Source organism: Vibrio sp. 1069 (genome assembly GCF_033340555.1).
The window spans coordinates 217759-237390 of sequence record NZ_JAWOWP010000001.1 but is presented as its reverse complement, the minus strand read 5'-3'; the positions used below and the strand labels follow the sequence as shown (position 1 = coordinate 237390).

17 protein-coding genes and 1 pseudogene are annotated in these 19632 nt (G+C 45.0%); 8 read left to right on the top strand and 10 right to left on the bottom strand.

From position 1 onward, the window contains the following. Positions 1–3: 3 nt before the first annotated feature. Complete coding sequence (locus tag R7040_RS01065; protein WP_213967368.1) at positions 4–864, top strand: lipase secretion chaperone; 861 nt, start codon at positions 4–6, stop codon at positions 862–864. A gap of 24 nt (positions 865–888) precedes the next feature. Here the strand turns inward: R7040_RS01065 and R7040_RS01060 are convergent, their stop codons facing one another. The 7 genes and pseudogenes from R7040_RS01060 to pspA all read right to left on the bottom strand — a co-directional run bounded on the left by R7040_RS01060 (position 889) and on the right by pspA (position 8228). After that, a complete protein-coding gene (locus R7040_RS01060) occupies positions 889–1455 on the bottom strand; it encodes a DNA-3-methyladenine glycosylase I (RefSeq protein WP_005378109.1) in 567 nt (188 codons plus the stop codon). A 72-nt stretch (positions 1456–1527) separates the two neighbouring features. Then, positions 1528–4638, bottom strand: a pseudogene (vmeI, locus tag R7040_RS01055) (efflux RND transporter permease subunit VmeI). Further along, entirely contained in the window at positions 4635–5732 is a 1098-nt protein-coding gene (locus tag R7040_RS01050; protein WP_318081264.1) for an efflux RND transporter periplasmic adaptor subunit, read from the bottom strand. Before R7040_RS01050 ends, vmeI begins: the two are co-directional and overlap by 4 nt. A 1-nt stretch (position 5733) precedes the next feature. Continuing rightward, a complete protein-coding gene (locus tag R7040_RS01045) occupies positions 5734–6765 on the bottom strand; it encodes an efflux RND transporter periplasmic adaptor subunit (protein WP_318095231.1) in 1032 nt (343 codons plus the stop codon). A gap of 161 nt (positions 6766–6926) precedes the next feature. Next, positions 6927–7316 carry an envelope stress response membrane protein PspC gene (gene pspC / locus R7040_RS01040; protein WP_017634673.1) on the bottom strand — a complete coding sequence of 130 codons (390 nt, stop codon included), beginning with the start codon at positions 7314–7316 and terminating at the stop codon, positions 6927–6929. Further along, positions 7309–7542 (bottom strand): envelope stress response membrane protein PspB, encoded by a 234-nt coding sequence (pspB, locus tag R7040_RS01035; RefSeq protein ID WP_005378117.1) that lies wholly within the window; start codon positions 7540–7542, stop codon positions 7309–7311. The genes pspC and pspB overlap by 8 nt, the downstream gene beginning before the upstream one ends. A gap of 14 nt (positions 7543–7556) precedes the next feature. Further along, the gene (pspA, locus tag R7040_RS01030) at positions 7557–8228 is read right to left on the bottom strand and encodes a phage shock protein PspA (protein WP_005378119.1); all 672 of its coding nucleotides are present in this window, start codon (positions 8226–8228) and stop codon (positions 7557–7559) included. Positions 8229–8460: 232 nt separating this feature from the next. On the opposite strand from pspA, the gene pspF reads away from it, so the two are divergent. The 6 genes from pspF to R7040_RS01000 all read left to right on the top strand — a co-directional run bounded on the left by pspF (position 8461) and on the right by R7040_RS01000 (position 14912). Further along, positions 8461–9468 (top strand): phage shock protein operon transcriptional activator, encoded by a 1008-nt coding sequence (pspF, locus tag R7040_RS01025; RefSeq protein WP_017820869.1) that lies wholly within the window; start codon positions 8461–8463, stop codon positions 9466–9468. A 205-nt stretch (positions 9469–9673) separates the two neighbouring features. After that, positions 9674–11293 (top strand): ABC transporter substrate-binding protein SapA, encoded by a 1620-nt coding sequence (sapA, locus tag R7040_RS01020; protein ID WP_017820870.1) that lies wholly within the window; start codon positions 9674–9676, stop codon positions 11291–11293. Next, positions 11293–12255, top strand: coding sequence for an ABC transporter permease (locus tag R7040_RS01015; protein WP_005378122.1), 963 nt, complete (start codon positions 11293–11295; stop codon positions 12253–12255). Before sapA ends, R7040_RS01015 begins: the two co-directional genes overlap by 1 nt. Further along, a complete protein-coding gene (locus tag R7040_RS01010; protein ID WP_005378123.1) occupies positions 12242–13129 on the top strand; it encodes an ABC transporter permease subunit in 888 nt (295 codons plus the stop codon). Before R7040_RS01015 ends, R7040_RS01010 begins: the two co-directional genes overlap by 14 nt. Beyond that, positions 13129–14124: an oligopeptide/dipeptide ABC transporter ATP-binding protein gene (locus R7040_RS01005; protein ID WP_005378126.1), complete on the top strand. Its 996-nt coding sequence runs from the start codon at positions 13129–13131 to the stop codon at positions 14122–14124. The genes R7040_RS01010 and R7040_RS01005 overlap by 1 nt, the downstream gene beginning before the upstream one ends. Then, positions 14121–14912, top strand: a complete 792-nt coding sequence (locus R7040_RS01000) for an ATP-binding cassette domain-containing protein (RefSeq protein WP_005393308.1) — start codon at positions 14121–14123, stop codon at positions 14910–14912. Before R7040_RS01005 ends, R7040_RS01000 begins: the two co-directional genes overlap by 4 nt. Positions 14913–14994: 82 nt before the next feature. Here the strand turns inward: R7040_RS01000 and R7040_RS00995 are convergent, their stop codons facing one another. Together R7040_RS00995 and R7040_RS00990 are read right to left on the bottom strand one after the other, a co-directional pair. Continuing rightward, positions 14995–15384 (bottom strand): DUF2750 domain-containing protein, encoded by a 390-nt coding sequence (locus tag R7040_RS00995; RefSeq protein ID WP_017634677.1) that lies wholly within the window; start codon positions 15382–15384, stop codon positions 14995–14997. Positions 15385–15452: 68 nt separating this feature from the next. Further along, a complete protein-coding gene (locus tag R7040_RS00990; protein WP_017634678.1) occupies positions 15453–16358 on the bottom strand; it encodes a manganese-dependent inorganic pyrophosphatase in 906 nt (301 codons plus the stop codon). Between the two features lie 186 nt (positions 16359–16544). Here R7040_RS00990 and R7040_RS00985 point away from each other — a divergent pair, with 186 nt between their 5' ends. Then, on the top strand, positions 16545–17759 hold the full coding sequence (locus tag R7040_RS00985) for a putative manganese transporter (RefSeq protein WP_025766868.1): 1215 nt from the start codon (positions 16545–16547) through the stop codon (positions 17757–17759). A 77-nt stretch (positions 17760–17836) separates the two neighbouring features. On the opposite strand, the gene R7040_RS00980 is transcribed toward R7040_RS00985, so the two are convergent. Continuing rightward, a complete protein-coding gene (locus R7040_RS00980) occupies positions 17837–19576 on the bottom strand; it encodes a glycoside hydrolase family 36 protein (RefSeq protein WP_115385870.1) in 1740 nt (579 codons plus the stop codon). Positions 19577–19632: the final 56 nt, after the last annotated feature.

Here is a 19632-nt window from a genome sequence, read left to right as displayed (position 1 = left end):
ACAATGAAGAAAGTCGCTCTCACCACTTTTATCCTGCTCTCGATATTTGGCGTGGGAGCGCTTTCTCTGTTGCAAAGCGACAAACAACAAGAGATAACCTCTAACCATTCGCAATCTCAGCAAGATATAGCCGCCGATGTCTCTTCTCCAAAAGATTTCTTCGAATATTCTCTTAGCCGGCTGGGCGAAGAAGATCTCGATACGATCAAAGCGGAAGTCAATGATGACACTTTAGCAAAGCAAACTCTGAATATTGATGCCACACTTTTTCAAGCCTACCTTTCCTACAAGCAAGCACTCACTGCATTAGAGCCTTTTGAGCACAACCACCTAACGCTTGAACAGTTAACCATGCTGAATGAAGCAATACTGAACTTACAGCTTCAATACTTTAACGAGGTGCAGATAACCCAATTGTTTGACGAAGAAAACCGACTTCGCCAACTTGCTTTAGAAAAGCTGACGATTAAAACACAGGCATCGGATATCGAGAGTCAAGCACACCTTCTCAATCAAGCGTTATCAGAACAACCGGATTACATACGAGAAAGTGAACGCAATAACGCATTAGCAAAGCAGCTCGAGCAAGCTTCTCAGCTTGATTCACAAGACAAGTACATCGCCCGTGTTGCTCTGGTAGGAGATGCCGGAGCGCAGAGGCTGCAAAAGCTTGATGAGCAAAGAGCATCATTTGAGACTCAACTCGCCACTTATTTAAAGCAGCGTCAAAATATTCTGAATAGAGGTTTTCTAGGGCAAGACGAAAAACAGGCAGAAATCATTGCTTTAAGAAAACAAAGCTTCGATGCCACTCAATGGCGTCGAATCGAAGCTTTGGAACGTATTCATGATAGCCAGAACTAACAACATTAGCTTAATAGCCAAACGTCACTTATTCTGCTTTTTAGGACATCCAACGATATGGTCATCCACCATGCCGACGGCTTGCATGAAAGCATAACAGATGGTTTCACCGACAAACTTGAAGCCTTTCTTTTTTAGGAATTTACTCATGGCTTTGGATTGCTCTGTCGAAGCTGGTACGTCACTCATATGTTGCCATTGATTGACGATTGGTTCACCGTCCACGAACTGCCACAACGCGTCTGATAAACTCCCGTATTCAGCAATTAACGCTTTGGCCGCTTTGGCATTACTGAATACCGAGTTAATCTTTCCGCGATGTCTCACAACATCGAAGTTTTCCACGATGTATTCAGCGCGTTCTTCATTTCTTTGTTCCAACGCATCTAGATCGTAATTCTCGAACGCTTCTCTGTAACCTTCGCGCTTTTTAAGGATGGTGATCCAACTAAGACCAGCTTGCGCACCTTCCAAAGTAATAAACTCAAACAGGACTTGGTCGTCATATACTGGCACGCCCCATTCGGAATCATGATATTCGCGCTCTAATGGGTGATTCATCGCCCACGCACACGTTTTTTGTTCTGTCATTATTCTTCCTTAAAAAGCGCCTCTAACTGATGAGCTAGAGGCGCGATATTTTTCATCGTTATATCAGTAGCACTAAACCTGTTTCGGTACTGCCACTTTATGGAACAAACGATACAACACTGGCACGACAATCAGTGTCAGGACTGTCGCAAAACCCAAACCAAACATAATCGTAACCGCCATTGGTTTGAAGAAAATATCTGGCAACAGTGGGATCATACCAAGGATCGTCGTGATAGCAGCCATACAAACGGGACGGACGCGACTTACCGCAGCATCAACGACCGCGTCATAAGCCTCTTTACCGGACTTCATTTCAATTTCAATTTGGTCCAGTAATACGATGCCATTTTTGAGCACCATTCCCGATAAGCTTAAGAAGCCGAGCAATGCCATAAAACCAAACGGCGTGTTGAGTGCCAACAAACCTGTGGTGACGCCAATTAACGCCAGCGGCACGGTAAGCCAAACAATGAGTGGCTCTTTGATAGAGTTAAATAGGAATACAGTGATCAAGAACATGAACAAGTACCCCATTGGCATGGTAGTAAACAGCGACTCTTGAGCATCACCAGAAGATTCGTATTCACCACCCCACTCTAGTGAATAGCCAGGAGGCATTTGAATCGCTTCGATTTGGGGCTGTAAACGTTTTTGCAACGTCGATGCGGTTTCTTCACCTAGAATATCAGGGTCTGCCATCACAGTGAGCATACGCTTACGGTTCTTACGTACGATGATAGGATCCTCCCAACGCATGTCGTAACCCATTGTGACTTGTTGAAGTGGGATAAACTCACTCTGTGCTGGACTCCATATTTTCATGCCTTCGATGTTACGAATATCAATACGTTCATCTTCAGGTAAGCGAGCCACGATAGGCATGAGCGTCGTGCCGTCTCGGTATAAGCCTATCGTCATTCCAGAGAATGACATGGACAAGAAATCATCGACGTCCGATTTGGTAATGCCATAGCGACGTGCCTAACTCTCGTTAAACTGAGGTTCAAGAACTTGGGTTCGTTCACGCCAATCATGCCTGATATTTGTTGCCTGAGGGTCGGCGTACATGATGTCCTTGACCTGAGCGGCTATCGTGCGAAGGACGGTTGGATCTGAGCCAATAATGCGAGCTTCAATTTTTGCACCACCACCAGGGCCTAACTCAATCTGTTTGAGCTTGTAATTGATTTCTGGGTAGTTGGCTTTTAAATACTCTCGAAACTTCGCCATTAATGGTTTTAACGCTTCGTAATTTTCCATACGAGTGGTTATCTCACCATAAGCCGCATAACTTTTCTCTGGCGCGTACGTTAACATGAAGCGCTGTAAGCCTTTACCCGCGGTCGTCGTGATATGGTCAACATGCTCTTGCTTAGCTAACCAACTTTCTAACTCTTTAAGCGTTGTGTTAGTTGCTCGAATATCAGTTCCTTCTGGCATCCATACATCTAACTGAAAAATCGGCGTTGTCGAAGATGGGAAAAACGCTTGCTTCACAAAGGTGAACCCGTAAACACTTGCCGCTAATCCCGCAATCAGCACCACAACGGTAAACCAAGCACGACGCATACAAAACTGAAGAAACTTTTTATAAATAACGAAAATAACCCCGTTATATGGATCATTTTCTTCCCCTTCACCTTGTTTAATCTTCTGGCCTTTAAAGAAGATGTCAGCAAAGAATGGTGTCAACGAAATAGCGGTAAACCAGCTCAACATTAAAGAGATCAGCAGAACCGTAAATAAAGTGCCACAGTATTCGCCCGTCGAGTCTTCAGACAGTCCAATTGGCGCAAATGCAGTTACCGCAATCACAGTTGCCCCAAGTAATGGCCACTTTGTTTGGGTAACAATGTCGGTCGCTGCTTGGAGTCGAGTTCGCCCTTTTTGAGTACCAATCAAAATCCCCTCAACCACAACGATGGCATTGTCCACCAGCATACCTAACGCGATAACCAAGGCACCTAATGAAATCCGCTGTAAATCTATCGCGAGATACTTCATGAAAATGAACGTACCCAGCACCGTCAGCAGCAAGATTAAACCGATTAGTAGCCCAGAACGTAGCCCCATAAAGAACAGAAGTACGATAATGACGATACCGACAGCTTGAGCCAAGCTCACAACAAAACCGCTAACCGATTTATCCACTTCTTTCGGCTGACTATAGATTTCCGAAATTTCGATACCGACAGGTTGCTGGTACTTTAGCTCGGCAAGGCGATGATCAAATGCTTTTCCGACTTCAACGACGTTGACGCCTTCAGCAAAAGAAACGCCGACGTTTAGTGCAAGACTTCCGTTAAAATTAATAATATTATTCGGGACTTCTACGTAACCACGTTTTATTTCCGCCACATCTTTCAAGAAAATGAGCCCCTGAGCGCCCGACTCAGTAATTAACAAATCACCCAGCTCCTCCACACTCTGGAACTCGCCAGTCGGCTGAATTCTGATGTACTCGTCACCAATTCTGATCGCTCCTGCGTCAGAAACCACGTTTTGCGTCGAAAGAAGATTAAACACGGTATCCGGAGCAAGACCTATACTGCTCAGCTTTTTCATCGATACTTCGATGAAAACTTGTTCTTGCTGTTGCCCGGATACCGAAACTTTACTCACGCCATCAACCAGTTCGAGCTCTCGGCGTAAGTAATCGACGTAATCCAGTAGCTCTTTATAGCTATAACCGTCGCCAGTCACCGCTAACAAAATCCCGTAAACATCACCAAAATCATCGATCACTTGAGGTTCATTCACACCTGGAGGCAACGTCCCTTTAAGGTCGTTCACTTTACGGCGCAACTCATCCCAAATTTGTGGTAGATCATCAGGGCCATAATTGTTCTTCATCGTGACCGTGATTTGAGATAATCCCCGGCTAGAAATCGAATTTACTTCATCAACATAAGTAAGCTGCTGAATCGCTTTTTCGATTGGGTACGTCACTTCTTCTTCGACTTGTTGCGGTGTCGCACCAGGGTAAGAGGTCACTACCATCGCATCTTTAATAGTAAAAGCAGGGTCCTCAAGACGCCCTAAACCAAAGAATGCGGCGATACCACCAATCAAAAATATCAGTGCGACCATCCAACTGATGACGCGATTTCGGATGAAGTACGCAGCAATACCGGTCACATCATCATCACTTTGAGGCACTGATTTATTAAGATCGCTCATAGACCGACCTCCTGCGTAGCCATTTCCTGTATCACTTCCACTTTCATGCCATCCCTTAATCGAGAAACACCGGCAATCACGACTTTGTCTTTGAGCATGAGACCATCAAGGATTTGAATGGACGTTTTAGATGCCTTACCTGCTCGCACCTGTTTGCGCGATACCGTATTGTCGTCATTCAGTACCCAAACAAATTTGTTTTCGCGCCCCAGCTCGTCACCATCCGCATTAAAAATGGCTTCGATAGGAACATTAATTCCTAGGTTGAGATCAAGCCCAACATTCTCGTCTTTAGAAGTTACCTCAACAGCCATACCATCTAGGATGTACTCTTCTTCCGGCATAGGAAGCGACAGTGTGACAGTAAACGTACCTGTTGTTGGATCGGGCTCAGTCGTAAACTCTTTTACCGTCGCGTTATATTCGTTACCACTGGGCACGCGCACTAATGCTTTGATCGCGGTAAGCCTTTCTTCCGTTGGCGGTTGGTTCACATAGAGGCGGTCAGGAAGCTGAATCAACACTTCGACTCGCTCCAAGCTGTGAATATTAACGATATGCTGTCCGACTTGAACATTTTCGAATTGGTCGATATTAACTCGCGAAATAATCCCATCCACGGGCGCTTTTAAGGCAGTAAATGATAGACGAAGTTTGGCTAACTGAAGCTCAGCTAAGGCGATTTGTCGTTGTGCTGCAATTTCATCAAACTGAGACTTAGCTAATAGGCCTTTATCAACCAAAGGGCGTGAGCGGCGATACTGACTGTCGATAACAGAAAAACGCGCACTCGCATTATCTACATCCAACTCATAGTCAGTGGGATCTAGCGTTGCAATAACATCACCCTTCGTGACTTTGTCGCCCTCTTTTACCATGATGCGGCTGACTTCTCCTGCCACTCTGAAGCTCAAATGAGAGCGATCCGCTGCATTCGCAACCGCAGGGAAGTACAAGTTGTCGTCCACCTTGTTTCCCGCTAATGACGTAACCCTAACTCGTGGCGTTTCGAGCTCTTTTTCTGGCGCCTTATCCCCACAGCCAACGAGAAAAAGCGTTGAAAGTAAAGTCGCTAGAGAGATGATTCCTTTCATATTACAACCCTCTTTCCTTAATCCACGCCCTTACCTTAATTCCGGGTTCAATTACACTGACACCCGAGATAATGATTTGGTCGCCATCGTTAAGCCCGGCTAACACTTGATTTTTGTCATTCATCTCAATTGCGGCTTTGGACACAATGCCTTGCTCATCGACACGCCAAACGTATGTTTTGCCGTTCTCTTCTAGCAACGCGGAGTTAGGAATCTTTGTCGCTCCTGCACTTTTGGACAGGAGGTAAGCATTGCCAGACATTCCCGGAAAAAGGCCTATTTCTGCTGGTCGCTCCATGACCATCGTAACTTTGTAACTGCCCGTTTTAGGGTCGGCTTCAGTATCGATTTCCTGAAAGGTTAAGTCAAAGGCTTGCTCGGGGAACGCATCAAATATCATTCTGGCAGAGACATCGCTCCCCTGCGTGTAACGATTTAGAAGATAGTCTGGGATTTGGAATATCACTTTGAGGAGTTGGTTGGACTGAATATTCATCACCCCTTCTTTCGCGGCAACATATTCATGGTTTTCTGCTGGAATGTACGAAATGGTGCCATCATATGGCGCGACAAGTTTGGTATATCTTAAGTTTGCCTTTGCTTGATTCCATTGAGCTTTTGCCGAGTTGTGGTTCGCTTTTGCCTCATCAAAATCTTGCTCAGATACTACTTGGTCTTTACGTAGCTTTTGGTATCGCTTGTATTGCACATCTGCGAGCAAAAAATTTGCCCGAGCTTGCTGTTCGAGCAGAGAATATTCATCTGGGTTTAATGACGCCAAAACATCACCTTTACTGACGACTTGACCTTCATTCACTTCTATCGTTTGAAGAAGCCCTGGAACTCGAAATGTCAGTACTGCTCTATCGCCAGCTTCCGTCGTGGCAGGAAAATGTCGCTCAAACTGGGCATTGCCAACAGATACTGTAAATAGCTTCGCAGGACGCGATTCAGGTTCAGGAACAGGAGGAAGTTCTTTACCGCACCCCGACAAGACAGCCGAGATGGCAATAGGAATGAGCAATTTTCTCATTACATTCATCCATAAAAATTGGGGGATTATTTTTAAAGTAGATGAATTTTGAACGAACTTCCAGAGCAGAAAAGATTAATAGTGCTTTAAAATTAGTAATTTGTGATAAAAAAGCAGGCTTTATGCCTGCTTCAGTTAAATCTTCTTTGGATACAAAATGCCTAGAGCTTACTGAATTCTCTGTTCACCCTATATGTATCAGACGTAACATAAGCTTCCATGTTACGAATTTTGCCATCAAGACGGTCAAAATCCCTTTCCAACACACTGAGCAGTTGATCAGGGCTTTGCCCTTTCTGCCAAGGCTTACTTTTGAGCGTATGCTCTTGCTGCGCTCTGATATTTTCAGAATACGTTACTGGTTGCTTTTCTAACATAAACGCCATCGCGACGTAGGCTAACAATACCAAAAACGTACCACCTAGCAGCGCTGCAGAAATCACTACAATACGAATCAACCAAACTTCTGCACCAAAGTAGTTGGCAATACCGGCGCAAACACCGGAGATTTTGCCATTTACTGGATCACGATACAGTTCTCGATTATTCATACTTGCGTCTCCATGTTGGTGACTCAGCATCCAAGATGCGCTCCAATGTATCAACTCGGGACTGCATCGCTTCCGCTTTTTCAGATAGTACCTGAAGGCGCTCTAAGTCTTGGCTCGACAGTGCACTATCTGTTTTGCGTTTGCTGCGATAGTGTAAGAAGAGCCATAGTGGAGCGACAAAGATTAAAAAGACAATCACTGGTCCTGCTATAAAAAATGCCGACATAAATGGCTCCTTTCTTATTTATCTTTCGATGACATCTGTTCTTTCAGTTTTGCCAACTCTTTTTCAATTTCGTCTTGTGCCTGCAACTCTGCAAACTCTTGTTCTAGCGATTTAGCATTACCAGTTTGAGCATATAGGTCTGCTTCCGCTTCCATTTCATCCACTTTACGTGAGTACTGCTCAAATTTCGCCATCGCTTCATTAGTACGGCTAGTGTGCAGGTGTTTTTGCACATCACGACGGTTAGATGCAGTTTGGTTACGAATTGCTAGTGCTTGCTGTTTTGCGCGCGTTTCAGCAATTTTGCTTTCCAACTTACCAATCTCGCCAGTAAGCTTATCGATCGTTTCTTCCACTAAGGTTTGCTCAGTGTGGAGGCCTTTAATTACTTGCTCTAGCTTTTGCTTTTCAATTAATGCTGCACGAGCTAGATCTTCGCGCTCTTTAACTAATGCTAAGCTCGCTTTTTGACCCCATTCGCCAATTTGCTCTTCTAACGTTTCAACCTTACGAGCCAACTCTTTCTTGTCTGCAATCGCTTTAGCCGAGTTAGTACGCACTTCAACAAGTGTGTCTTCCATTTCTTGAATGATAAGACGGATCATTTTTTCAGGATCTTCCGCCTTGTCCAGTAATGCACTGATGTTTGAGTTAACGATATCTGCAAATCGAGAAAAAATACCCATAACGGAACTCCTCTTTTTTCCTATTAAAACTCGACAAGGTGGTGATTAACCTTGTGTCTCCCTGAATATATAACAAGTAACGTGCCAACTTATAATTTTCTTTTAAATCAGAGCGTTATTCATTTTGTTGTCGTTACACACTATTGTGCTATGATGTTTTTCACCAACTGTTGGTGAAATTTACCAACTCTATCTCTAAATCATGGCTCGGCTGTTAAATAAGAAGGACTTTATGAAGCAAAACCTGATTGGTGAATCACCTGCTTTTCTCGCTGTACTAGATAAAGTATCACAACTTGCACCCATTGAGCGCCCTGTCCTCATCATTGGTGAACGAGGTACGGGTAAAGAACTCATCGCTCAGCGTTTGCATTATTTATCAAGACGTTGGGATAAACCACTACTATCACTCAACTGTGCGACATTAAGCGAAGGGCTAATAGATTCCGAATTGTTTGGACATGAATCCGGCTCCTTCACGGGCTCTAAAGGTAAGCATAAAGGGCGTTTCGAGCGTGCCGAGGGCGGTACTTTGTTTCTTGACGAACTGGCAACCGCACCACTTTTAGTTCAAGAAAAGCTATTACGTGTCATTGAATATGGTGAATATGAGCGAGTTGGCGGTCATACCGCTCTCAATGCGGATGTTCGACTTGTTTGTGCAACCAATGCCGACCTACCAAAATTGGCAGAGCAAGGTGATTTTCGTGCAGATCTGCTCGACAGGCTAGCCTTCGATGTCATTATGTTACCGCCTCTTCGCGAGCGCAAAGAAGACATTCTCTCTTTAGCAGAGCACTACGCGATGAAAATGTGTCGTGAACTGCAACTGGAATACTTTGTCGGTTTTACCCCAAAAGCGCAGCAGTCGCTTATTGAATATGAATGGCCCGGTAACGTCCGCGAACTAAAAAACGTGATTGAACGTGCGATTTACCAACATGGTCTGAATGCTCACCCAATTGATGAACTGGTTTTCAATCCTTTTGAAACGGTTTGGCACAGCGCGCTTGGCCATAGTGCAAAACAAGCAGAGCAACAAGAAGAGGAAGCATCAAGCAACACCATCCAATTCCCTCTAGACTATAAACAATGGCAAGAGGAACAAGATATCCATTTACTCAATCGTGCATTGGAAGAAGCCAAGTTTAATCAACGACAAGCAGCCGAGCTACTTGGCTTGAGCTATCACCAATTACGAGGGATGGTTAGAAAATATGGTTTGGTCGGACAAAGCTAACTTGACCGAGAGTACTCAATCAATACACGAGCTCGTGACTGCGCTCTAATTCGCATGCATTTATGGCATAACACCTTACAGTGTATGGATTTTATGTTTGGAGCGAGTTCACAAAGGTGATAAATTAGCGAGATCATTTTCGCTTGTTAGCTTTGAAAGAGTAAGATCAAACGAAACGAGCAAGATCCAATGAACATTTCATATTATGAATGCTTTTATAAGATTATCGCTGAGCCTTATTGGGATTAGCCTACTGACCGCTTGTGGCGATGAAATTGACCACAATGATATTCGCAAAGCTGGCTTTGTGTTTTGCGGGCAAGGTAAGCCGACCACGTTTAACCCTCAGCTTATTGATAGCGGTATTACCGCAGAGGCTCTGAGCCCGCAGCTGTACGATACGCTGCTCACGCTCGATCCTAAATCACATCAGCCCGTGGCAAGCATCGCCGAGAGTTGGTCAGTAAATGAATCAGGGACGGAATACACGTTTAAGCTTAAACGTGGTGTTAAATTCCAAACCACGCCTTGGTTCACACCCACTCGCCCATTGAATGCAAAAGATGTGGTATTTAGCTTCAAGCGAATCATCGATGTAGACCATCCTTTTCACCAAGTAGGTGGTGGTTTTTATCCATGGTTTGCAGGGTTAGATTTTCAAAACCTACTCCAAGACGTGGTTGCAATAGATGAGCATACGGTAAGGTTTACGTTATCTCAGCCAAACTTTTCTTTCTTGGCCAATATTGCCACCAGCCATGCGGTTATCTTGTCTGCGGAGTACGGACAGCAATTGGCTGCAAAAGATCATAAAGAAGAAATCGACCAACTTCCTATCGGTACCGGCCCTTATCAATTAAAAGAGTACCAAGTGAACGATTTGATTCGATTAGAGCGTCATTCTAATTACTGGAAGTCACCAGCAAAAATGGAACAAGTGGTGTTCGATATCTCTCACAGAGGCACGGGTACATTAGCTAAACTTTTAAGAAACGAGTGTGACGTACTCTCTTCACCTATTTCGAGCCAAATACCTGTCATTCAAGAAAATGACAACCTTGAGCTGACGGCTACACCAGCTAACAACGTTTCCTTTATTGCGATAAACACAGAAACCACCGCGCTGAGTGATGCTCGAGTTCGCCAAGCACTTAACTTAGCGATCAACCGTCAAAATATTTTAGATTCGGTTTACTACGGAACTGGCTCCCAAGCTTATACCTTGCTACCACCAAATTCATGGGCTTATCAAAAAGACAGCGTAAAAATTCGTTATGACCGGAATTATGCATTGGCACTACTTCGAGATGCAGGCTACGAAGACGGCCTAGAATTGACCATGTGGGTACCACTTGAACCACGTGCTTTTAACCCAAGCCCTCGTAAGACTGCGGAGTTAATCCAAGCGAATTTTGCCGATATTGGGGTTAAATTAACGCTACTGACCGATGATAGGTTTGAACGTGTGGATTTGGAGAACATCAACGATATCGATTTACTTTTAACTGGTTGGATTGGTGATACCGGGGATCCTGACAACTTTTTCCGCCCTTTATTATCTTGCGAGTCTGACCGCGTTGGCCTTAACGTGTCCATGTGGTGTAACGATGACTTCGATTTCTTGCTCGATTTGGCGTTAGAAACTCAAGAACCGCGTTACCGTTTGAACCTATATCGCCAAGCACAGAACATTTTGAATCAAGAGTTCCCGGTTATTCCTCTGGCGCATGGCGTGCAGTTCCGTGTGCACGACAAATCGCTGACAGGCTTCAAATCAAGCCCTTTCAATGCCCAACCGTTTGATAGAGTTGAGAGAATTCACTGATGTTTTGGTATACCGTTCGACGCTTTAACCTATTTATCATCACTTTGATGATCCTTACATTAGTGGGTTTTTCTCTGCTTCGCCTTGACCCTCTCTCGCACTGGGCAAACGTTGATTTTTGGTCTGGTTGGCAAACTTACTTAATCAACCTTTCTCAGCTTGATTTTGGCATAAGTAAAAACGGCAACGCGATTTATGACGAGCTCGCCGTCGTATTCCCTGCCACTTTGGAACTGTGCTTTTTTGCCTTTTTGGTGTCCCTTTTGATCGGTATTCCACTTGGAACCGTGGCTGGGATGAAGCAAGGTAAATGGCTCGACACCAGCATTTCATTCATGTCGATGTCTGGTTATTCCGCCCCAATTTTTTGGGTAGCTCTGCTACTTATCATGGTCTTTTCATTGGAATACCAACTCTTTCCCGTTGCGGGACGGTATGATTTACTTTACGAAATTGATCATGTAACCGGGTTTGCCATTATCGACGCATTCATGGCGAAAGGCGAATACCGCGCTCACGCACTGCAAAGCGTTATTGAGCATATGGTACTGCCATGTTTGGTGCTCGCTTTGGCTCCAACCACCCAGGTTGTCGGACTAATGCGCTCCTCGGTAGCGGAAGTGATGAGCCAAAACTACATCCGTGCAGCGAGAATCAAAGGTCTTTCGAACCGCGAAATCGTAACTCAACATGTATTGCGGAATGCGATACCGCCTATCATTCCCAAAGTTGGTGTTCAACTTTCGAGTATGATTACCTTAGCTATCATCACGGAGTCTATTTTTAACTGGCCAGGTATTGGTCGTTGGCTTTTAGATGCGCTAGCAAGCCAAGACTATGCATCTATCCAAGCTGGCGTGATGGTACTTGCGACTTTGGTTCTTACCGCTAACATACTCTCGGATTTGATTGGCGCGATGATTAACCCTTTAGTTCGAAAGGAATGGTATGCTAACAAATAACGTTTATCAGGAAGAGCGCATTCCAACACAGTTTGAGCGTTTTTGGCGAAGCTACCGCGCCAACGGACTAGCCATGTTTGGCTTGTGGTGCTTGGTGTTTATCGTCCTTATTACCATTTTTGCCCCCCTACTTGCACCATTTGACGCCCAAGCACAGTCAGGTGAGTTGCTTGTGCCGCCATCATGGGCCCCAGCAGGAACGGTTGATTACTTTTTGGGGACCGATGACTTAGGTAGAGATATTCTTTCGCGCCTGATTATGGGCTCTCAGCTAACATTTGGCGCTGCTGTCGCCATCACCGCAATTGCTGCCGTTGTAGGCTGTTTAATTGGCGTATTGGCAGGTATGACGAAAGGCTTACTGTCGAGTACTCTCAACCACTTGCTCGATACCGTCATGTCGATCCCGTCGCTCTTATTAGCAATCATTTTTGTGGCATTTCTAGGCTTTGGTGGGTTCAATATTTTACTCGCAATCTGCTTGGCTTTGATTCCGCGTTTTATTCGCTCCGTTTATATCGCAGTCCACACCGAAGTTGAAAAAGACTACATAATGGCAGCACGCCTTGATGGCGCTAATGATTTCTACTTACTGTGGAGTTCAATTCTTCCTAACATTCTGACGGTCATTGCCGCTGAAATCACACTCGCGCTCTCTGCTGCGATTTTAGATATTACGGCACTGGGTTTTCTTGGCCTAGGCGCACAGGCCCCAAGCACCGAGTGGGGAGCAATATTAGGTGACTCTGTCGAGCTTATTTATATTGCACCTTGGACAGTGACCCTACCCGGCCTGACCATCATGTTTACTGTTATTACCCTAAACTTAGTAGGTGAAGGTGTACGTCAAGCGCTTAATGCGGGGATCGAATAATGCCGTTGTTAGATATTCGACATTTGACCATTGAGATCGAAACACCTCAAGGGTTGGTCAAAGCCGTTGACCGAATGAGCCTAACTTTGAACGAAGGCGAAATTCGTGGTCTTGTAGGTGAGTCTGGCTCTGGAAAAAGCTTAGTTGCAAAAGCGATTGTCGGTGTGAGTAAAGATAACTGGCGCATCACCGCTGACCGTATGCGCCTTGGCAATATTGACTTGCTTCAGCTTACGCCAAAAGAGCGTCGGCGCGTCATTGCTCGTGATATTGCGATGATTTTCCAAGAACCTTCAACTTGTCTTGACCCTTCAGAGGAAGTCGGGCGTCAATTGATTGAATCCATTCCATCTCGCGCATTTGAAGGGAAATGGTGGGAGCGATTTAAATGGCGTAAAAAACAGGCCATCGCGCTTTTGCATAAAGTGGGTATTAAAGATCACAAGCGTTTAATGGGTAGCTACCCTTATGAACTGACTGATGGTGAGTGTCAAAAGGTCATGATTGCCATGGCGATTGCGACCAAACCTAAATTGCTGATAGCAGATGAACCAACCAACGACTTAGACCCGATTACCCAATCGCAAATCTTGCGTCTGTTGAGCCGCATGAACCAACTTAATAACACAACCATTCTGCTTATCGGCCACGACTTAGCGACCATAACACAGTGGGCAGGACGTATTACGGTAATGTATTGTGGTCAGTCGGTGGAGTCTGCCGATACCAGTAAAATCATTGCGGCACCCAAGCACCCGTACACCGATGCCTTGCTTAAAGCGATGCCTGACTTTAATGATTGGGTACCACACAAGCAAAAACTCCAATCCCTACCGGGCTCGATTCCGCCATTGCAGCATCTACCTATCGGTTGTCGCCTCGGACCACGTTGCCCATATGCGCAGAAACAATGTGTAGAAATTCCACACACCAGACGAATTAAGAATCATAAATTTAACTGCCACTTTCCATTGAACACGGAGAAAAAGTCATGAGTGCGTTACTTGAAGTCGATAATTTATCGAAGCAATTTGTTACGCGCTCCCGTCTGTTCAAACGTCAGGTTAATGAGGCAGTTAAACCGGTAAGCTTTACTTTAGAGCCAGGACAAACTATTGGTTTTATTGGTCAAAACGGGTCAGGAAAATCCACACTAGCTCGTATGCTTGCTGGCGTTGTTGAACCAAGCTCCGGAGAAATCCGTGTGAATGGCGAACGATTGGAGCACAAAGATTACGCGACACGCTGCAAGCTCATCCGCATGATTTTCCAAGATCCAAACACATCGTTAAACCCACGAATCCAGATTGGTCGTATTTTAGAAGGTCCGCTAAAGCGAAATACCAACATGCCGCCAGATGCGCGCATGCAGCGTGTAAAGAACACCCTGCTCCGCGTAGGATTGCTGCCTGAGCACGCCTATTTTTATCCACAAATGCTAGCTGCCGGTCAAAAACAGCGCGTGTGTTTGGCTCGTGCACTTATTCTTCAACCTTCCATCATTGTCGCTGATGAGGCGTTAAACGGTTTGGATATGGCAATGCGCTCGCAGATCATTAACTTATTCCTCGAGTTGCAAGAAGAGATGGGATTGTCATTTGTGTACGTGTCTCAGCATATTGGCATTGTTAAGCATATTACTGATAAAGTGATGGTGATGCATGAAGGTGAAGTGGTCGAGTTTGGCGAGACCAACCAAGTACTGACTCATCCCGAGCATCCTATTACTCAACGACTAGTCGAAAGCCACTTTTATAAAGCGCCAAGCCATCAAACAAAATAGCTTATCAAAGATGTAATCGTTCAAATGTAAAGAAGCCTGCTTTAACGCAGGCTTCTTTATTGCATGGGTACTAATCAAAGAACTAACGGCGGCTCGCTTGTTTGCGCAGTTCAAAATCAAACTCGTCAGGAAACAATACGACCCCTTCTTCATTTTGATTTGGGAATACAACAATCGATAGCTCGTCATCCTCTAGACCAGAGGTCCAACGGCTGTGCCACTTGTTTAAAGAGATCGCCTCAGGCTCGCAATCTTCCCAATCACCATTCGCCCATTGCAAAGCAAACTCTTCGTTTGGCCATACTGGTACACAATCATCATCTTCTGTATTTAACATGACACAGCCATGTTCGTCTTTCAGAATCCAAACCTTACGATTCGCCACAATCTCTTTTACGCAGTACTTTAAACGTTGCTCTTCATCGTAGCGATTAATGGTATCCATCTGCTCTTGGGTCAGTTGCTCAGACATATTCGTCTCCTATTTCCCATAGAAAAATGCCCGCAGCTAGGCGGGCATTTAAAGTATATGCTAGAAAATTAAGCTAGCTCAGTTTGAAGCCAAGGCCAACCTTGCTTCTTACGGCTTAGCGTGTTTTCCATCATTAGCATGCCGTCTTTTTCGTGCTTAACAAGCTTCTCAGCCCACTCACCTTTGTATAGAAGACGAGTTTGAGCAGTCGTGATGTCTGTTAGCATTACAGCAGCGAACGCTAGGTTATCTTTCTCACAACGAGATTCTAGGTCTGCTTCTAGTGCTTCGATCATACCGTCAACTTGCTCAAGAGTTGCAAGTTCAACCTGACCAACCACTACGTCACGACCGTTGAATGGGTAACCTTTAAGGTCTTTCTCAACAAGCTCAGCCGCTGATAGACCTTCGATGTTTGTTTTAGCAATTAGAAGATCTTTAGTGAACGCGTCAACATCTTGTACGTCTGCGATTGCCGCTAGTTCAGCAACGGCATCTTTGTCTTTTTGTGTACAAGTTGGAGAAGCAAAACCTACTGTGTCAGATAGAATTGCTGACATCATTAGCTTAGCAATTTGTGGAGTAATCGCGTGACCTTCAATCTTGAACATGTTGAATAGAACAGTGTTGGTACAACCAACAGGCCAGATCCATGCTTCCATTGGGTTTACTGTCATCACGTCACCTAGACGGTGGTGGTCAACAATACCCGCAATTTCAGCTTCTGCGATATCGTCTGGTGCTTGTGCTAGATCTGAGTAATCTACTAGCCAAACGGTCTCACCCGCAACTGATGTGCGAAGCTCAGGAACTTCAGCGCCAGCAACTTCTAGGATGTGCTGAGTTTCACGGTTGATTTCGCCTTGGCGAATTGGCATAGCTTCAACGCCACGCGCTTTTAGAAGTTCAGTTGCAACGAGTGCACTACAAATACTGTCACTGTCTGGGTTCTTATGACCTACAACTAGAATCATGTTTCTTCCTATTCAAGTCAATTTTATACGCCGCCTAATACAGTTAATTAGGGCGTGTTTGCTCACAAAGGCCGATACTTTACCTGATTTCAGAGAGTTTGACACGAAGAAAAGTTCACAATGCTATTGCGAATAAATCTCATTTACATATAATGATAATTATTCCTATTTGCATTTGAGTAAACGATGAACGCGACCCAATTATTACACTCTGCACAACAGTTGTTTCAGCCTACTCAGTTTCGTTTAGCTTATAAGCGATTGCTGATCCCTATCGTCATGCTCATTTTGCTAGGCAATGAAAATACACGTGACGTAGCCGTACAGACGCTATCCGACTCATTCTGGGCAGTGTCATGCTATGTTGCTGCCACATTGGCTATTTATCATTATCTTTCAAACTTTATGTCGAAAACCAATCGAATTACCGAGCTATATCATCGCTCGCGTAATCATCAGGTTTTCTTTGCTTCTTTATTGGGTGCTTTGCCTGGCTGTGGTGGCGCTATTGTTGTGACAACGCAATTTATTAGTGGCCGAGTGGGATTTGGTGCGATTGTCGCGGTACTTACTTCAACAATGGGTGACGCTGCCTTTTTACTTCTTGCCGCCAAACCAAGTGTTGGATTAGGCGTGGTTGGATTAGGCATTATCGTGGGTACTCTTTCAGGGTTAGTCGTTAATGCTTTTCATGCTGATAACTTTCTGCGACCAGAACCAAAAGAAGCACCTCAGACACATGCTTGTTGCCAACACCAGACAGACCGACACACGCCTCTTGAACAACGTGCAATCAATCTACAAGGCGCATTTTGGAAATGGCTTATTGTGCCTGCTAGTGTCGTTGCTGTGTTAATGTCTTTCCAAATAGATATTAATCAGTTGCTATCTTTGAAAGCCAACACCATTGAATGGCTGGGCGCTATCTTCGCGGTGATCACAATGTCGTTGTGGGCTATGACAAAAGAGCTCGGCGATTATCAGTCAACGGTCTCTGAAGATGAAAAAATTGTGGACTCGCATCCAATTCAAAAAGCGGCTCAAGACACAAACTTCGTCAGTGCTTGGGTGATCGTCGCTTTTCTGGCGTTTGAACTGACGACCTATTTTTCTGGAATCGACCTCGTAGAAACCTTTTCTCATTGGGGGATATGGATGCCATTAGCTGGCTTAGCCATTGGTATGCTACCTGGTTGTGGTCCGCAAATTTTAGTCACTAGCCTGTACATCTCTGGTGCAGCGCCACTTTCGGCGCAATTGGCAAATGCGATTTCTAACGATGGTGACGCCCTATTCCCCGCCATTGCTATGGCACCGAAAGCTGCTTTGGTCGCGACTATTTATTCGTCCATTCCTGCGTTTATTGTTGGATACGGGTATTACTTTTTATTCGAGTTCTAACGCCCAGAGCATCAAAACGAGAAAGGAGCCGCAATAGGCTCCTTTCTTGATCTTGGTATTAGGCGATTTACTTCACGTTATGCTGTAACGATCGCTTTCGCATTGAGCCCTTTATCCACGCTCACCATTAACAACTGGCAAGGTTCTTGGTTTAGCTTTTCCCCTGTCCAGTAATCATACCAGTCCACCGGTTGATCAGACGTCAGCGTAAATTCCATCGCTCCGTAACTCGCATAATTAAACAAACAATGGAGGTCATTCTTCGTCGTTAGTTTTAAAAACGCGTGATTTAAACTCAAAGCGGTAAACTTTGCAGATTGCTGGTTACGTTGTTGACGTAACATGAGCTTAGCCAGTGTCTTCTTAGCAAACGGCGTAATCTCAGGGAGTGGGTCGCCAGACAGCAGCAAACCACCACTCGCTAATAACACCGTGCGATGAAATTCATACTCTTCTCTGGATGCAGATTGATTAGCTAATGAAGTGAATGTCGCGCAATCCGGGTCAATTTGCCACAGTTTTCGGTGCTGCCAACTACGGTAAAAGGTTTCTCTGGCTATCTGCTCGAATCGACGACTATGACGCTCTACATCGTCAGAAACACGCATTGCATCCACAAGCCCCAGAGATGGCCACATTGGCGCGTTGCAACCTAAAAGCCACGCATCACCAGCGCCTTTGGCAATCGCTTCCATTCCTAAGCGATACGCCTCAACGCCTGTAATACCAGATTGTTTACGAACACCTTTTAAGGTGCCCCAATAGTTCGCGTCTAGCTTGAACAACTCAACGCCCCACTCTTGTCTCATGACAGAGACTACATTCGTCAGATGGTCTTGTACTTCTGGGTTTGAGGTATCGAGTATGTACCAAGGCGTGCATCGCCAACCACCGTATGTGACATCTTCTGCTTTAAGTAAGCCACCATCCTTGTGGCGAACAAACCACTCTGGATGCTGTTTGAAGATCTCCGACTCAGGCTGTGCAATGAAAGGCGCCATCCAAATTGCCGGCTTTTTTCCTTTTGCACGGATGTTATGAATGAGCTCTTTTACGCCACCAGAAAACTTATCTGATGGGGTTAACCAATCGCCCATAAAGGCTTGATAGCCATCATCCAGAAGTACCCACTCAAGGTCTTCGAGCTTATCTTGCATGCAATCAACGTTCTGCATGATGTTTTGCTCTGTCACGTCTGCGTAGTACGCGTACCACGAACACCAACCAACAGGCGTATCTTGTGTCACACCTTGGCGAACAGGATGATGCTTTGCAATCATCTCGCCATAGGTTTGATAAAGCTCGGATAGCGATTGACCACAGAGTACCGCCACGGATTCAAGTTGATTACTTTCCCAATCCGCCACTTGAGTCAACTCACCATCAATTGCGGCTGATAAAACCCAATGCCCATCACGCAGTACAACATCAAAATAGCCAGCAAAGCGATGACATGATGTGAAGCCAAATAATGTGTAGCCCGCTGAACCTTCCACCACTAAATAGTTGTAATAACGCTTAGGGGCATCTTTAGGGTAGATTCGATAAGAAGGATTATTGTCTGGACAGCGACCAATATCAACGGGGTGATTGATCGTTCCCGCCGTTTGCGCCAACATTTGAAAACCATCCCCAATTACGTTGGCCTCGTGCTCGTACAAAAACGGCATTTCGAGCAACACTTCACGGTCGGTAAAGGTTTTATTGTGGAGACCAGCAAAAGAAAAATGTAATTGATTACCCTCGACTTCAACTTGGAAGTCATTGTTATTCACAGTGATCTCAGTGTGATTTGCCAATTGAATGCTCTGAGCCATAAAGAGTCTACTCACTTAATTATTATTGTTTAGCTTGGCGCATTATCTCCTGCTTG